A 14,938-nucleotide genomic window follows, 5' to 3' on the forward strand; every position below is an offset into this window, starting at 1 on the left:
GGCAGGAGTGAAGCACGAGGTTCTTCCGGTGCGCTCATGGTCAAGGCAGGGAATGCCGCTTTTCCTCGTAGCAGTCGGAGTGTGCGCGGTCCTTTTGGCCGCAGGGCTCGGCAGCGGGATCGGGACACCCACAGCTCAGCTGGCCGGCGACTTGGCGATACTTACCGCCGCACTGACTGCGCTGATGACACACACCAGCGCGGCTTTGCGGGGCCACGGAAACACAACCGCCCGATGGTTCGTTGTTGCTGGGTTGGCTCTTTGGTCCTGTGGCCAAGCATTTTGGACCTTCAACGGCATAGTGCTGGACCACGCCTACCCCTTCCCATCGGCTTCCGACATTGGGTTCGTCGGTTATGCGCTGCCAGTCGCCGTCGGGCTTGTCCTGCTCTCCAAGGGCGGCAGTGTCCGCATATCAGTCATCCGGACCATCCTGGACGTCGGAACGGTGGCCAGCGCCGTTCTCTTCATCGCATGGGGCGCAGTCTTGGGGCCGGTGATCGAGGCGGGCAACGAGGACGCCCTTGCCTTCCTGACCACGTTGGCTTACCCGTTCGTGGACGTGGTGATGGTCTCCCTGCTCATCGTCCTGACAATGCGGGCCGCCCGGGGCAGGCGCCTTCCCTGGTTGTGCCTTGGCTTGGGCTTCCTGGTGCTCGCTTTGACCGACCTCACGTACGTGCGGCTCACCACCGAAGGCGTCACAGGTGTGACGGGCTCCCCCTTGGCTCTCGGCTGGGTAGCAGCCTTCCTCCTCGTCGGATTCAGCCCTCTGGCTCCCGAGACCAGCAGCAGCAAGAAGGACGGACGCACGTATGCTGCCGCACTGGAGCTCCTTCCATACGTTCCCGTCTTCGGCGCAGTCCTGTTCAACCGCAGCCGAGCCATCAACATGACAGACCCGATCCTGCTGGTCACGGGCCTGACTGTCCTGGTCTTCGTGATCGTGCGGCAGGTGCTGATCGTCGTCGAGAATGTGACGCTTACGCGGAACCTCGAGTCCAAGGTGGCCGCCCGCACGGTGGAGCTGGAGGGCTTGGGCGCAATCGTCAACTCCTCGGGCGACGCAATCATTGGCAAGACGCCTGAGGGAGAGATCCTCAGTTGGAATCCGGGGGCGGAACGGATTTTTGGCTTCACGGCGGCGGAGGCCATAGGCAGGAACAGCGACTTCTTTATCCCCGAGGAGTTTCGGGAGGACGAACACGAGGCTCTCAGAACGACGGCCGAAAGTGGTGCCATACAGAACTTTGAGACCCTTCGCCAACGTGGAGACGGCACCATCATTCCGGTTTCCGTAACGCTTTCCCCCGTCCGGGGCGAATCAGGCATCAGGGGCGTGGCCACGATTTCCCGGGACATCACCGAACGCAAAGCGTCTGAGGCCGAACTCCTGGCTGCCCGGGAAGCAGCGCTGGAATCAAGTAGGCTCAAGTCCGAGTTCCTGGCGACCATGAGCCACGAGATCCGGACCCCTCTCAATGCCGTGATCGGCCTGACGTCGCTCATGATGGACACACGCCTGAACGATGTCCAGCGGCAGTACGCCCAGGGAGTCAAGGGCGCCGGCGAGGTCCTCCTGACGCTCATCAACGACATCCTGGACTTCTCCAAGCTGGAAGCCGGGAAAGTGGACCTGGACATTACAGCCTTCGATCCCCGGGTGCTCGTGGAAGAGGTAGCTGGACTGGTTGCTGAGCAAGCCCAAAGCAAGGAACTGGAGCTGATCTCCTACTGCCACCCGAATGTGCCGGAACGGCTCATGGGAGATTCCGGGCGGATTCGCCAGATCCTGCTGAACCTGTCATCCAACGCGGTCAAGTTCACTCCAGCCGGCGAGGTGGAAATACAGGTTTCAGTGGTCAGCCAGGATTCGAACAATGCTTCCTTGCGCTTTGAAGTCCGTGACACGGGCATCGGCATTAGCGCCGAAGACCACCACAGGTTGTTCGAATCCTTCGCCCAGGCAGACGCTTCCACCACACGCCGTTACGGCGGAACAGGCCTCGGCCTGGCTATCTCGCGGCGCCTGACCGAAGTCATGGGCGGCGAGATCGGACTCGACAGCGAAGTGGGAGTGGGCAGCAAATTCTGGTTTGTCCTGGAACTACCCGTCGCCCCACCAGCCACGGACACCGGAATCCTGCCCGCCTCCCTCGCCGGCCGCAAAGTACTCGTGGTGGACGACAACGCCACCAACCGTTTGGTACTGGAGACCCAGCTTGCAAGCTGGGGAATGCAGCCCGTGGCAGTCGCAGATGCGCACACTGCAATGGACGAGTACCGTTTGGCCGTTTCGGAGCGCCACCCCTACGACATCGCTGTGGTGGACATGTGCATGCCCGACGTCGACGGCTTGGAATTGGCCCGCCAAATCAAGGAAGAGAGCAACGGCTCGGGCGGCCCGGGGATCATTCTCCTGACCTCCACCATGCAAGTGGACAAGGCCGATCTCACCTCCGCAGGAATCCGCGAATACCTCACCAAGCCCGTGCGGAGCTCCGAGTTCTACAACCGGCTCCTACGGCTCGTGGCAACAAAAACGATGGGTAAGCCAACGCCCCTTGGAACCCAGCCCGAGCTGCCGCCCCGGGACCCGGAACTCCTGTTGGGCAAGCTTCTGGTGGCTGAAGACAATGAAGTCAACCAGCTGGTGGCGCGCGGGATGGCGAACAGGCTCGGCTACGAAGTAGACATCGTCGACGACGGCGCGCAAGCCGTTGCCGCGACACTCACCGGAAACTATGCTGCCGTTCTTATGGACTGCCACATGCCTGTGATGGACGGTTTTGAGGCGACGAAAATCATTCGATTGCGTGACTCCAAAACCGTGAGGATCCCCATCATTGCCATGACGGCCGGGGCCCTGAACGAGGACCGCGAGCGTTGTTTCGCAGCTGGCATGGACGACTACATCAGCAAGCCCGTGGATCTGGACAAGCTCCGTGACATCCTGGCTCGGTGGGTGCCCCAGGAGCAGCGGGCGGAAGCACCGCCGTCGAACGTTGTTGTTCTGGCCGCTGCCGGCCCCGGCAACGCTGACGCTGCTGACCCTGACGCAACCGTCCTCGATGAGGACAGGCTGCAGATCCTGCGCGACCTTGGACCGGCGGACGGTATGGGCCTGTTGCCTGACGCCGTCAGGGCGTTCCGCGAGGAAGCCCAGCGCGCCCAGGAGAAGCTGCGTTCGGCCCTGGAGAGCGGACAGGCCAACGCGCTGGAGGCGGCCGCGCACAAGCTGGCGGGCGCCGCAGCCAATATCGGCGCTACAGGTGCCGCAGCCCTGGCCAGGGACTTGGAACGGCTGGGCCGTGAGGCGGGCCCAGGTGTTGCAGCGCATGGAACGCAGGTACTCGATCAACTAAATTCGGAACTCGCACGGGTGGATGGGGCACTCGAGCGCACATTAATGGGAGCCCCATGAAAGTACTCATCGCCGACGACGACCAGATCTCACGCATGATCACCAAGGCCGCCGTCGAGCAATCCGGTCATGATTGCATCGTGGCAGTGGATGGCGATTCGGCCTGGGATCTATACCAGGAACATGCCCCCGCAGCGGTGGTGACGGACCTGATGATGCCGGGCCTGAACGGCTTGGATCTTTGCCGGGCCATCCGCGAGCGCGAGCAGGACACCTATACGTACGTCATCCTGGTGACCTCCCACGGTTCGCGAAAGGACGTCCTGGCGGGCATGGAGGCCGGCGCGGACGATTACGTCACTAAACCGTTGGACCCCTTCAACCTGCACATCCGATTGCTTGCCGCGCAACGCATCACTTCGCTGCACGCTGACCTCGCAAAGTACCGGACAGCGCTGACCAAACAGGCTCGCACAGATCCCCTGACCAAGCTGCACAACAGGCTTAAGCTGACGGAAGATCTGGGCCAGCTGCACAGCAGGAGTGACCGCTACTCGCGGGATTACTGTCTGGCGATGGTGGATGTGGACAACTTCAAGAGGTACAACGACATTTACGGCCATCAGGCGGGAGACGCCGCCTTGGTGGCCATCGCCTCGACCCTTGCCGGTGAGGTCCGTCAGTCCGACGGCGTGTACAGGTTCGGTGGCGAGGAGTTCCTCCTGGTCCTTCGGGAGCAAACAGCTGCCGGGGCCGAAGTTGTCATGGAACGGGTCCGGGCAGCTGTGCATGCGCTGCAGATCGAGCACTCGGGCGACCCCGATGGGATACTCACGATCAGCGCGGGCGTCTCGGCTTTTGCTGAGGGGCACCGCGCGGGGACGGAGCAGTTGCTGCGCGAAGCGGACCTGGCCCTGTACGCGGCAAAGGCTTCAGGCCGGAACCGTGTGACGCTGGCCAGCACGCTTTCGCAGGGCGTGGACTGAGCGTCTGGGCGCTCTGAGCGAAATCGCTGGTTCCGTGTCAGAGCCCGTCTATAGAGTTGCCATATGAGCCACACTTCCTCCGCGCCTGCCGCTGCCCCTGCCAACGGTTCAGCACCCCGGCCGCCTGTTGCCAAACATGTCCCCAGCCGCCGCGAACACCACGGCGATGTCTTCGTGGACAACTACGAGTGGCTCCGGGACAAGGAATCCGCAGAGGTAGTGGATCACCTCAAGGCAGAGAACGCCTACCAGGAAGCTGTGACGGCTCACCAGGAACCGCTCCGTGAAGCAATCTTCCAGGAGATCAAGGGCCGCACCCAGGAAACCGACCTGTCAGTACCCAACCGCAAGGATGGCTGGTGGTATTACAGCCGTTCGGTGGAGGGCAAGGAATACAGCATCCACTGCCGCGTGGTGGCACAGAATACGGGTGACCCCGTAGCCGACTGGACTCCGCCTTCCGTTGAGCCGGGCGTGGAGATCCCGGGTGAGCAGGTGCTTCTGGACGGAAACGTGGAAGCCGAGGGCCAGCCGTTCTTCAGCGTCGGTGGCGCTGCCGTGACCATCGACGGCAACCTCTACGCATACGCGGTCGATAACTCCGGCGACGAACGCTTTACCCTGCGCATCAAGGACCTCCGGACGGGCGAACTGCTGCCGGACGTCATCGAGAACATCTTCTATGGCGTGGCGTTCTCCCCGGACGGCACCCGCCTCTTCTACACCGTGGTGGACGATTCCTGGCGCCCTTACCAGGTCAAGGCCCACGTATTAGGCACGCCGGTTGCCGAGGATGAGGTTCTTTACCAGGAGGACGACGTCGCCATGTGGCTGGGCTTCGATCTCGCCTCGGACCGCCGGCACCTTGTGCTCAGCATCGGCTGCTCGGAGTTCAGCGAGACCCGGCTGCTCCGCTTTGACGATTACGCCGCCGGTCTCAGCACAGTCATTCCTCGCGAGGAGCACATTCTTTACGAGGCCGAGCCTTTCCTCCTGGATGGCCAGGAAACCCTGCTCCTGACCCACAACAAGGACGCCATCAATTCAATGGTGAGCCTGGTCGACCCGTCCGAGCTCACAAAGCCGCTGGCAGAGCAGCAGTGGCGGACCGTCGTCGAGCATTCCGACGACGTGAGGGTCAATGGCGCAGGTGTCACTTCCACGCACCTGGTGCTGTCCATCCGGAAGGACACCATCGAGCGTGTTCAAGTGCTGCCGCTCGCGGGCCTGGGCACGCCGGAGCAGCAGGCGCCGGTGGAGCCGGCCTTCGACGAAGAGCTCTACACCGCCGGCGTTTCTAGTTCCGACTACGAAGCCCCCGTGATTCGCATGGGCTACACCTCCTACTTCACACCGTCCCGCGTCTACGACTTCGTTCTGCCCACCGCCGGGCAGCCCGCAGGCCAGCTGTTGCTGCGCAAGGAAAGCCCGGTCCTGGGCGGCTACTCCGCGCAAGATTATGTGGCGGCCCGTGAGTGGGCAACCGCCGACGACGGCACCAGGATTCCGCTGTCGGTGCTGCGCCACGCTTCGGTACAGCAGGACGGCACGGCCGCTGGCTTGGTGTACGGCTATGGCTCGTACGAGTTGAGCATGGACCCGAGCTTCGGGGTTGCGCGGTTGTCGCTGCTGGACCGCGGCATCGTCATGGTCATTGCGCACATTCGGGGTGGCGGGGAGCTGGGTCGCCATTGGTACGAGGATGGGAAGAAGCTCACCAAGAAGAACACCTTCACCGACTTCATCGCGGCCACCGACTGGCTTGCTGGCTCGGTCTGGGTGGATCCTTCCCGGATTGCTGCCATGGGTGGTTCTGCTGGCGGCCTGCTCATGGGTGCCATTGCCAACATGGCTCCGGAAAAGTATGCGGCAGTGGTGGCCCAGGTTCCCTTCGTGGACCCACTGACCAGCATCCTGGATCCAGAGCTTCCCCTGTCCGCCTTGGAATGGGAGGAGTGGGGCAACCCGATTACCGATCCCGAAGCCTATGCCTACATGAAGTCCTATGCACCGTACGAGAACGTGCGGAGCGTGCCCTACCCCAAGATCGCCGCGGTGACGTCCTTCAACGACACCCGCGTGCTGTACGTGGAACCGGCCAAGTGGGTGCAGGCACTGCGCTCGGCATCCACTGGCTCGGAACCGATCGTCATGAAGATTGAGATGGACGGCGGCCACGGCGGAGCATCTGGCCGGTACGTTCAGTGGCGGGAGCGGGCTTGGGACTACGCGTTCGTTGCCGACTCCCTGGGCGCCACGGAACTTCTTTCTGGGGCGGGGCTCAAGTAGCAGTGGAACGGGAACATGAGGCGCTGCGCTTGGCAGCGAGCCTCGTTGCCGCATCCCTTGCCCCTGGCGCTTTGAGTTTCGCTGAAAGGCTCCTCGTTCCGTTCCCTTGGCTGGGTTTCCTGCCGCATAGCCAGCGAGAGCAATTTGCAACTGAAATTGTGGAAGTAGCTCGCGCCTGTGCTGCTATTTCGAGCTTTGAAAGGTTGTTCGTCGTTCTGGCTGAGTGGAGGTCAACGGCTGAGGCTGTCGCTTCCGGATACACGCCCGATGACCAGCTTGACTGGCTGGACGAGTCCGAAGCCGTCGACGATCCCCGAGCCAGCGAGTGACGCCGGGGAAGGAAGCAGTCCCTCGCCCACTGCGCCGCTCCGAACGCCACGAAGTAGAACACCTGAGGGATTAGTTGCTACTCCCGGACGAGCATGCTGATCCACATCGCAGCAAGCCAGTCCGCGAACCGTTCATCGGTCCAGCCGCGCTGCCCTACGAACCGGCTCCAGAGCGTGCCGTCCATGGTCGCGAACAGGACGTCGCGGCATTCCTCTTCCGCAACGCCAAGCTGCCCGGTGGCGGCCGCAGCGTGTGCGTAACGCGTCGCCACATCCAAGCGGCGGTCGGCCCATTCGGTGAGCATTGCGACGGCGTCGGGCTCGCTCGCCGCTGCTCCCGTGAGGGCCTCAAGGAGTGGGGCAATCCGCCGATTGCTCGCTGCCACGAATGCGGCGTGGCGTCGGATCCTGGCGGGCAGGTCCGGCTCGGTCAGGATGGCTTGCATCTCCGCCCTGTCGTATAGGGTCACGTCGGCCTCGTCGCCGCGGAAATCGACGTACCAAACGTGCCTGAGCAGCGCAGCTTTAGTGCGAAACGCCGCATAGACGGTTTCGACGGCGACGCCCGCCCGTTCAGCCACCTGCTTCATAGTGGTCTGCCCGTATCCCTGCGAGATAAACAGCTCGTTCGCCGCCGTGATGATGCTTCGCCGAGTCTCCGCAGCCTGCTGCTGGCGGCGGGTGGAATCGTACGGCCTCTTGATTTTTGCGCCCATTGGATGCATTCTAACAGTATTCAAAACAGTCTCACTGTAATGGAGTTGGTCATGTCTACTGAGACCGATGTTTTCCTCGCCGAAATGGTTCCGAAGCAGCGAGCCGCGGACGGCGCAATCCACGATGGCGACGCCGGTCCACGCCTCGCGCTGTGGTCACAGAACGATCCGCTGACGCTCTTCGGTGCGAGCCTCAGCGGCAGCGGCCGGGCAGAGCTTGAGCCCATGTTCCACAACGTCGCCTCGTGGTTCTCGCACTCGGATTCGTTCGATCTTGAGATCATCGCAGCCGGTGCTAGCGCGGACCTCGCCTACACGGTCGGCTACGAGCACACCACCACCACTGTCGATGGCACACCGAGGAAATACAACTTGCGGGTGACCCACGTCTATCGTCGTGAAGACGGCACTTGGCGGATTGTGCATCGTCACGCGGATTTTCCGGCTGAAGAGGCCAGCGTTCCGTTGTCCTCTGGCCGGACTGGCCCCATGATGGGCGAGCGACAGGCCATGGGAAAGGAGACCAAGGCCTTCCTCGCCGAGATCCTGCCGAAGCAGCGGGACATGACGGTTGCCCTGCACAAGGGCGACGTAACAGCACGCATCGCTCTGTGGTCGCACACGGACCCCACCACCCTGTTCGGTGCGCACATCTCCGGAGTGGGCTGGACCGATCTCGAGCCCAAGTTCCGCCAGGAGGCCACCCGGTTCGCCGGCGCCACCGGGTTCGAGTTCGAGGTTGTCGCGGCCGGTACCAGCGGAAGCCTCGCCTACACCGTTGGGTTGGAGCACAGCCACGCCGTTGTTGATGGCGTTCCGGCCGACTACACGATGCGGACGACGCACGTCTACCGCCGCGAGGACGGCGCCTGGCGGATCGTTCACCGGCACTCGGATCTTATTCCAGTGCAACAGCCCGCGTGACCAAGTGCCGCTCCTTGCGGTGGCGCGCGATGCGCGCGGGAGCGTTGTTAGCGGGCGTGGTGCCCAAGCGCCCGGTGCTACCGGGCCCGGAGCAAGGCGAAGTATCCCGGAATGAGCTCCGGGTCTGAAGGGTTGCTCAGCGGCCGGGTCTCGATGCTTGTCGCGCCCTCCTCCAGAAGGTTCCAATCCGCCGTCGGGAACGCCTTGGCTCGCTGGGCGGCGCCGAAACGGCCCGGCATCGGCAAGCCCTTGATGGCCCACTCTAAGGGGGCAGGAATGGAGTCGCGCGTGGCACCGAGGTGGCTAACGTAATCCACGGGGGTGCCGGGAAAGTTGGTTTCTGCCAGGAACACGCTGCCGCGGGATCCGACGACGGGCAACAGGTTTGCTGCCAGGGCCGCCCTCGCTTTGGAGTCCAGGACGTGCAGTACGCCGCGGATGAACACGTTGGCATCGCCTGTCCAGCCCACAGCTTCTAGGGCCGTCAGGACAGTCCGCGCAGCGTCAGGTGCCGTCATATCGCACACGGCGAATGACGCCGTCGTGATGTCCCCTGACTCTTGACGTGCACGGTCTACGGCGTTCGCGGAGTAATCGAGCCCAAGGGCGTGGGGGAAATGCTGGGCCAGGAGGCGTGAGAAGCTGCCGTTGCCACACCCCACGTCCACCATCGGGAGGGACTGATCCATCCGGGCAAATTTGGGCAGGTAACCCTCAAGTTCATGAGAGCTGCCGGAGTCCCACAACACATCCCCGGTTGCCCCGGTGGACCGGACGTTGCCCCAATAGCGATCCCATGCTGTGAGTGGGTCCTTGGGCGCGGCCGAGGAAAGCCTGATCAGGCGAGGAATAAGCAGGTATTTCCGGAGCGCGGAGAGCATGCTCCAAATATAGGTGGCGCTACTGCTCTTTCAACCAAAGCAGGGCTTCTGTTTCGGACGTGAAGAATCTGGTGGGGCACGGCGGTTTCATGATCCCAATGAAGAAATTGGCGATGACCCTGTCCACGGGAGACGAACCCCAGAGGGCGATCCGTGAGGCCTGGCAGGGTTTGGCGAACACGGAACGGGCGCCCCTGGTGACGTCTGCCGTTGTGGCCATGTCCACAATCATCGGGTGGCGCGCCTCACCGCAGATCTCGTTGACCCGGTCCATCGCCCGTTGCGCGTCCGCCTGCTGGATCCTGGAACCGCGTGGCCACGTTAGCCGGAGGATTCCTGAGTCTTCGAGTTCCAGCTCGAACGTCACCTCTTGGTGGTCTTGCGGTGCTGCTGGCTGGCTCACTGATCTCCTTGGCGTTTCCTCGCGGACGGCAGGAGGACGAAGCCTCCCCCTGGGCTTTCACCCTCTAGGCTGCCGAATCCGGCTCCGAATGTAAAGGCTCTCTTCCCCGACGCAATACCCCATGCGGCGACGTAAATGAGCACGAATTGCCCCTACTGGGCCGCAGCCCGCGGTGGCGCTGATAGTGTGTTGCCAAATCTGGAATTACGGTGAACGAACGTTGTAACGGAGGGGGCTCAGTGGGTAAGAACGGGGCCGATGTGCAGCACGTTTCCCGCTCCGCCGTCGTGGCGGATTCAGACGCTGATCGCTTGGCCTTAACGACGGTTGCGCTCAAGGCCGCAGGGTTCAAAGTTTTCACCGCTGCAGATGCCGCGTCTATGGCCGCACGGCTGGAAACCGGCAGTCCCGCTGTACTGGTGCTGGAGAACTCCCTGGCACATGGCCTTCGCAGTCCTGGCGTTCCAGTGCTGCTGCTCCTCGATGCCGGCGAATCCCTGGACCTCGAAGAAGCCCAGGCGTGGGGCGTCGTGGACTATGTGATCAACCCGGTGCGTGCCGATGAACTTGTCTACCGCGTAGAAACCTTGATTGGCAGATCCCGGGAGCGTGCCCGGTCCCGGGGAGAAGTAGAAGCACTCCGCGAAAGCCTCCGGAACGTGTCATCCGCCATCCGGCAAACCAACGATCCCCAGCTCATTGCTGACCACGTGGTGAGGGGTTTCGGCGAAGCCCTCGGCGTGGACCACGTCTGGTTTGCGACCTTCCGGGACGAACGCGTTCCCTCGATCCGCGCCCAATGGAACCGCCCCGGCACGCCGATGCTCCCCGCCAGATTGGGCGACAGCGAGAAGCTGATCGTCGAGGCAGCCAACAGGCTATGGGCCGAAGCTGACGTTCTTGCTGTGACCGACCACCGAACCCAGCCGGAATCCAGGATCACCCAGGCGCTGAAGGAATGGTCCTGCGAGCTCAACCCGGTCTCGTCCGTGCTCCTACCTGTGGGCGAAGGTGGGGCAGCTTTGGGAATCATCCTTCTCACCACGGTGGAGGAACGGCACGAGTGGACCCGGCCTGAGATCGCATTGATGCAGCACGTCGCCGGCAATGTGGCGCACGGACTCATTCAGGGTCACCTCATCAGCGCCCAGCAACGCGTGCTGCACCAGCTCAGGCAGTTGGACAAGGCCAAGACGGACTTCCTGGCGACGGTGAACCATGAACTCCGGACGCCCCTGACCTCGATCACGGCCTATCTGGACATGATCAGGGACGGTTCGGGCGGCCCTGTTCCTGAGGGCATCAGCAAGATGCTGGATGTGATCGCCAGGAACTCCGACAGGCTCCGCCGGCTCATCGAGGACATGTTGACGGTGTCCATGCAGGACGGCAGCAACCTGGACCTCAAACCTGTGGACATTGCCAAGCTCCTCCAGGTGGTGGTGGCCACCCTGCGGCCTCTGGCAGAGTCCCGGCACGTGGCTGTGTCCTTCACTGAGGGAACCGAGGACGTGGAGGTCACCGCCGATGAAGCCAAGCTGGAACAGGTCTTCACCAACATCGTGGCCAATGCCATCAAGTTCACCCCGGCAGGTGGGCGGGTTGGCATCACGAGTTCGACGTTTGCATCGGCAGATGGTGGCCGTGCAGCGTTGGTCAAAGTGGCGGATACAGGCTTGGGCATCCCCGAACACGATCTTCCCCACATCTTCACGCGGTTCTACCGTGCCTCCAACGCCACGGCAGCTGCTGTTCCCGGAAGTGGCCTGGGGCTGGCGATCGCCCAGGACATCATCAGCCGGCATATGGGGCGGATGGTCTTCGACTCAACCTTGGGCTCCGGGACTACGGTGTCGGTCGAGTTGCCGGTAGGCGGTCCCTAGGGGCCCTGAACGGTCCCCGAAGGGCCCTTGACGCCCTCAAATTGCCAGTTGACTGGCCGTTCCTTGTCACTTGACGCCGTCGTGACGCCATGAACCCTGCCATGACAGCCCGGTCAACCGTTCGCCTGAACCTGACCCGCAAAGTCACTAATCCGCGACACATTCCGCAACAAAACTGATGCCCCGGAGCAAAGGTCCGAGGCATCAGTTTGAGTCATGTGGCCTTGAAAGGCGCTCCCCCAATTTAGTTCGGCCACCAACCTATGGTGGTGGTTTCCGTCTTGGTGGTAGTGCTGTTCGGCCACCAGCCGATTGCCGTGCTGTTGCTATCCTGCGAAGGCTCGGCATTAGCCGGAGCAGCGAGCCCCGTTACTGCCAGGACTGCTGCCATGAGCAGTGTTGCCGCAAATTTCTTCATCCGCTATGCCCTTTCATACTGATGCGAATTACGGTGTGACTTGAATAAAGTCACGAGACAAACTATACGAGCTTTTCTTCTCCAAGGACATGGATAATGGGCACATGCAGAGTCCACAATTAACGCCCCATCTTGTAGCCGGACTCAATGCGCGCACAAAATGGAAAGAACGTCACTTTGACGAGGCCTTTCGCTTAGCAGGTGAAGCTGCAGAGCTTGCAGCTGATGCCGGGGATGAAGTGGCCTGGTGGAACATGCGTTACTTGCAGGCGGAATGCCTCCGGGACCAAGGCCGGATCGATGAATACCTGGCATTGGCACTGGAACTGAACGAGCACGAGCTCACGGCGTCCTCACCTGAGCTCGGGGCCAAAGCCGGGACCATGGTTGCCGTCGCCCTGCAGGGGCTGGGGCGTCTGGCGGAGGCCGCTGCCATGGCCGCGGACGCCGCCAAACTGGCGGCCCGGGACGCGGACCTGGTGTACGTGCAGATCCTCGCACAGCGTGCACTCATTGCCTCCCTTGCCGAAAGCCGCTTGCTGGACGATGCCTGGCGTGAGTGCTTGGAGCTGGAATCCCTACTGACCGAAGACATCGACGAAGACACCGCGGGCAAGGGCTACTGGGTGATCGGCAATGTCGCCTTCCTGGCAAACCGGGTTGAAGATGGCAGCCGGTACCACGATCTTGCTTCCGAACGGCTGTCTCCATCCAAGGACGTGGACTTGTGGGCCCGCTTCAATCGCGCCTCGGCGGAAATGCGGCTCCAGGCCCGGCTGAGTGACGCCGCCACCCTCCGCTGCATTGAGAGGGCCGAGCTCGCCACAGACATCGTGGGGGGTTCCGAGCGGGACCATTTGGAAATGTCCCTGGTCCGCGCCCACTGGAACTATCTCAACGGTGACATGCAGGAAGCCCTCACTATCCTTGAGCCCTTGTGCGCGCGGTCTTCCATCCTCGCCACCCAAACCTCCGCGGAGTCGCACTTCCTTCTGGCCAGAACCTTGCTTGCCTTGGGCCGTAGGGAAGAAGCCGTGGCGACCTTCAGCGAAACCGCAAGCCTTTTCGATCAGGCAGCGCTGCCTGATCGAAGCTCGGCCGTTCGCGAGTACCTCCGGGATATGGTTGATCAGCGAGGCGAACCGCACGGGGAGTAACCATGTCCGAGGAAAAGTCGAATGCCGCATCAGATCCACGCCTGGGGTGGCTGCTTGATGGCATCGTCAGGCTTGCCGCGGGAGACCTGAACACCAGGATTGAAATTTCTGATGCCCGCGACGAGATCGACGCCGTGATCATGGGTACCAACCTCCTTGCCGAGGACCTCCAGATTGTCTACGAAGAGCTGGAGCAGCGGGTGGCGGCCCGCACCCGGCAGCTGCACGAAGCCCACCGCGAAATGCAGCGCATGGCCATGACCGATCCCCTCACAGGCCTTCACAACCGCTCCGCCTTCGCCGCCGCGCTAGCCGAATCCCTCAACCGGGACCCCAATGGCAACCAACGGCCAGGCATCTTGCTGATGGACATGAACGGCTTCAAGGGCGTCAATGACTCCCTTGGCCACAGCATCGGAGACAAAGTGCTGGAAACGGTGGCAGCCCGCATCAGCGCTGCCGTCCGCGAGGAGGACATGGTGGCCCGCATGGGGGGCGACGAATTCGCGGTCCTGCTGCAGGACGTTACCCCGGCCAAGGCGGCTTCCATCGGCAATCGCATCCTCGCTGCCATGGACGATCCGATGGAGATCGACGGCCAGCACGTACGATGCGGCGCCAGCATGGGCCTTCGGATGGCAGATCCCGGCAAGAACGCCGAGGAACTGATGATGGAAGCGGACATCGCCATGTATGAATCCAAGGCGGATGGGCGCGGCAAACTGAAGGTTTTTGACGCGGACATGCTCCTTGCCCGGCAACTGCGCAACCAACTCGTGGGTGAGCTCAAGGAAGCGATCGCCGGTTCGCAGCTGGTGCTTTACTACCAGCCCATCATCCGCTTGGACACCCGCGGAATTGAAGGCGTCGAGGCCCTGGTCCGTTGGAACCACCCCACCCGCGGCATGATCATGCCCGACGAATTCATCCCAATAGCCGAGGAAACGGGGATGATTTCCGATCTGGGCGGCTGGGTGCTGCGTACCGCCGTCGAGCAGTTGCAGCGGTGGCGCAGCGACCCCCTGACGGGGCGCCACGACTTCAACATGCGCATCAACGTGTCCGCCGCAGACCTCCAGCGGCTGGAGTTCGTGGAGGACGTACGCGAAGCCCTGACCTCGGCCGGGCTGGACCCCTCGCTGCTGGTTCTGGAGCTGACCGAAAGCGCTGTCATTCAAGGCAACGACCTTGACCGCTACACGCTGAACAGCCTCCGGCGGCTGGGCATCGAGATGGAGATCGACGACTTCGGCACCGGCTACTCCTCCATTGACTACCTCCGCCGCTTGCCCGTGCACGCCGTCAAGGTGGACCGAACGCTCCTCTCGGCACTCGGTAGCGACCCCGCGCAGCCCGCCCTCCTCGCGGCAGTCCTGCAACTCATTCGTGCGTGCGGCCTCGGTGCTGTGTGGGAGGGAATCGAAACCGCCGAACAGGCAGACTTCCTGCTCAGCATTGGGTGCACCAGCGGGCAAGGCTACTACTTCAGCCGGCCGTTGCCGGAGGCACAACTCACCGAACAGCTGAAGCACCACAAGACCTGGCCGATCCAGGACTAACGCACGACGGCGGCGGGCTGGCTTTAATC

The 14,938-nt window shown here is 62.6% G+C and carries 12 protein-coding genes; 8 read left to right on the forward strand and 4 right to left on the reverse strand.

The genetic code is table 11. The features are described 5' to 3' along the window. Positions 1–52: 52 nt before the first annotated feature. From ACFX4T_RS13915 to ACFX4T_RS13930, 4 genes are all read left to right on the forward strand, one after another. A complete protein-coding gene (locus ACFX4T_RS13915) occupies positions 53–3,424 on the forward strand; it encodes a response regulator (protein ID WP_377652398.1) in 3,372 nt (1,123 codons plus the stop codon). Next, complete coding sequence (locus ACFX4T_RS13920) at positions 3,421–4,350, forward strand: GGDEF domain-containing protein (RefSeq protein WP_377652399.1); 930 nt, start codon at positions 3,421–3,423, stop codon at positions 4,348–4,350. The genes ACFX4T_RS13915 and ACFX4T_RS13920 overlap by 4 nt, the downstream gene beginning before the upstream one ends. A 63-nt stretch (positions 4,351–4,413) precedes the next feature. Further along, complete coding sequence (locus ACFX4T_RS13925) at positions 4,414–6,639, forward strand: S9 family peptidase (RefSeq protein WP_377652400.1); 2,226 nt, start codon at positions 4,414–4,416, stop codon at positions 6,637–6,639. A 2-nt stretch (positions 6,640–6,641) separates the two neighbouring features. Then, positions 6,642–6,968, forward strand: coding sequence for a hypothetical protein (locus ACFX4T_RS13930; RefSeq protein ID WP_377652401.1), 327 nt, complete (start codon positions 6,642–6,644; stop codon positions 6,966–6,968). A 77-nt stretch (positions 6,969–7,045) separates the two neighbouring features. Here the strand turns inward: ACFX4T_RS13930 and ACFX4T_RS13935 are convergent, their stop codons facing one another. Beyond that, positions 7,046–7,684 carry a TetR/AcrR family transcriptional regulator gene (locus ACFX4T_RS13935; protein ID WP_377652402.1) on the reverse strand — a complete coding sequence of 213 codons (639 nt, stop codon included), beginning with the start codon at positions 7,682–7,684 and terminating at the stop codon, positions 7,046–7,048. Between the two features lie 51 nt (positions 7,685–7,735). Here ACFX4T_RS13935 and ACFX4T_RS13940 point away from each other — a divergent pair, with 51 nt between their 5' ends. Continuing rightward, complete coding sequence (locus tag ACFX4T_RS13940; protein ID WP_377652403.1) at positions 7,736–8,608, forward strand: nuclear transport factor 2 family protein; 873 nt, start codon at positions 7,736–7,738, stop codon at positions 8,606–8,608. A 77-nt stretch (positions 8,609–8,685) separates the two neighbouring features. Here the strand turns inward: ACFX4T_RS13940 and ACFX4T_RS13945 are convergent, their stop codons facing one another. Then, positions 8,686–9,489, reverse strand: coding sequence for a class I SAM-dependent methyltransferase (locus ACFX4T_RS13945; RefSeq protein WP_377652404.1), 804 nt, complete (start codon positions 9,487–9,489; stop codon positions 8,686–8,688). Positions 9,490–9,508: 19 nt separating this feature from the next. Further along, the gene (locus ACFX4T_RS13950; protein ID WP_216926369.1) at positions 9,509–9,892 is read right to left on the reverse strand and encodes an STAS/SEC14 domain-containing protein; all 384 of its coding nucleotides are present in this window, start codon (positions 9,890–9,892) and stop codon (positions 9,509–9,511) included. A 239-nt stretch (positions 9,893–10,131) separates the two neighbouring features. Here ACFX4T_RS13950 and ACFX4T_RS13955 point away from each other — a divergent pair, with 239 nt between their 5' ends. Next, entirely contained in the window at positions 10,132–11,775 is a 1,644-nt protein-coding gene (locus ACFX4T_RS13955) for an ATP-binding protein (RefSeq protein ID WP_377652405.1), read from the forward strand. Between the two features lie 244 nt (positions 11,776–12,019). Here the strand turns inward: ACFX4T_RS13955 and ACFX4T_RS13960 are convergent, their stop codons facing one another. Continuing rightward, positions 12,020–12,193 (reverse strand): hypothetical protein, encoded by a 174-nt coding sequence (locus tag ACFX4T_RS13960; RefSeq protein WP_216926367.1) that lies wholly within the window; start codon positions 12,191–12,193, stop codon positions 12,020–12,022. 104 nt (positions 12,194–12,297) lie between these two features. On the opposite strand from ACFX4T_RS13960, the gene ACFX4T_RS13965 reads away from it, so the two are divergent. Both ACFX4T_RS13965 and ACFX4T_RS13970 read left to right on the forward strand, forming a co-directional pair. Continuing rightward, a complete protein-coding gene (locus tag ACFX4T_RS13965; protein WP_377652406.1) occupies positions 12,298–13,350 on the forward strand; it encodes a hypothetical protein in 1,053 nt (350 codons plus the stop codon). A 2-nt stretch (positions 13,351–13,352) separates the two neighbouring features. Then, positions 13,353–14,909: a putative bifunctional diguanylate cyclase/phosphodiesterase gene (locus ACFX4T_RS13970; protein WP_377652407.1), complete on the forward strand. Its 1,557-nt coding sequence runs from the start codon at positions 13,353–13,355 to the stop codon at positions 14,907–14,909. The last annotated feature ends 29 nt before the right edge of the window (positions 14,910–14,938 follow it).

It is taken from the genome of Paenarthrobacter sp. YIM B13468, from assembly GCF_042788025.1.
Classification (GTDB): Bacteria; Actinomycetota; Actinomycetes; order Actinomycetales; family Micrococcaceae; genus Arthrobacter; species Arthrobacter aromaticivorans.

What these genes read in the sequence shown, in the direction of transcription:
- ACFX4T_RS13945 (WP_377652404.1), bottom strand. Translation starts at nt 9,489, where the DNA reads ATGCTCTCCGCGCTCCGGAAATACCTGCTTATTCCTCGCCTGATCAGG.
- ACFX4T_RS13925 (WP_377652400.1), top strand. Translation starts at nt 4,414, where the DNA reads ATGAGCCACACTTCCTCCGCGCCTGCCGCTGCCCCTGCCAACGGTTCA.
- ACFX4T_RS13940 (WP_377652403.1), top strand. Translation starts at nt 7,736, where the DNA reads ATGTCTACTGAGACCGATGTTTTCCTCGCCGAAATGGTTCCGAAGCAG.
- ACFX4T_RS13920 (WP_377652399.1), top strand. Translation starts at nt 3,421, where the DNA reads ATGAAAGTACTCATCGCCGACGACGACCAGATCTCACGCATGATCACC.
- ACFX4T_RS13970 (WP_377652407.1), top strand. Translation starts at nt 13,353, where the DNA reads ATGTCCGAGGAAAAGTCGAATGCCGCATCAGATCCACGCCTGGGGTGG.
- ACFX4T_RS13915 (WP_377652398.1), top strand. Translation starts at nt 53, where the DNA reads ATGCCGCTTTTCCTCGTAGCAGTCGGAGTGTGCGCGGTCCTTTTGGCC.
- ACFX4T_RS13960 (WP_216926367.1), bottom strand. Translation starts at nt 12,193, where the DNA reads ATGAAGAAATTTGCGGCAACACTGCTCATGGCAGCAGTCCTGGCAGTA.
- ACFX4T_RS13935 (WP_377652402.1), bottom strand. Translation starts at nt 7,684, where the DNA reads ATGGGCGCAAAAATCAAGAGGCCGTACGATTCCACCCGCCGCCAGCAG.
- ACFX4T_RS13965 (WP_377652406.1), top strand. Translation starts at nt 12,298, where the DNA reads ATGCAGAGTCCACAATTAACGCCCCATCTTGTAGCCGGACTCAATGCG.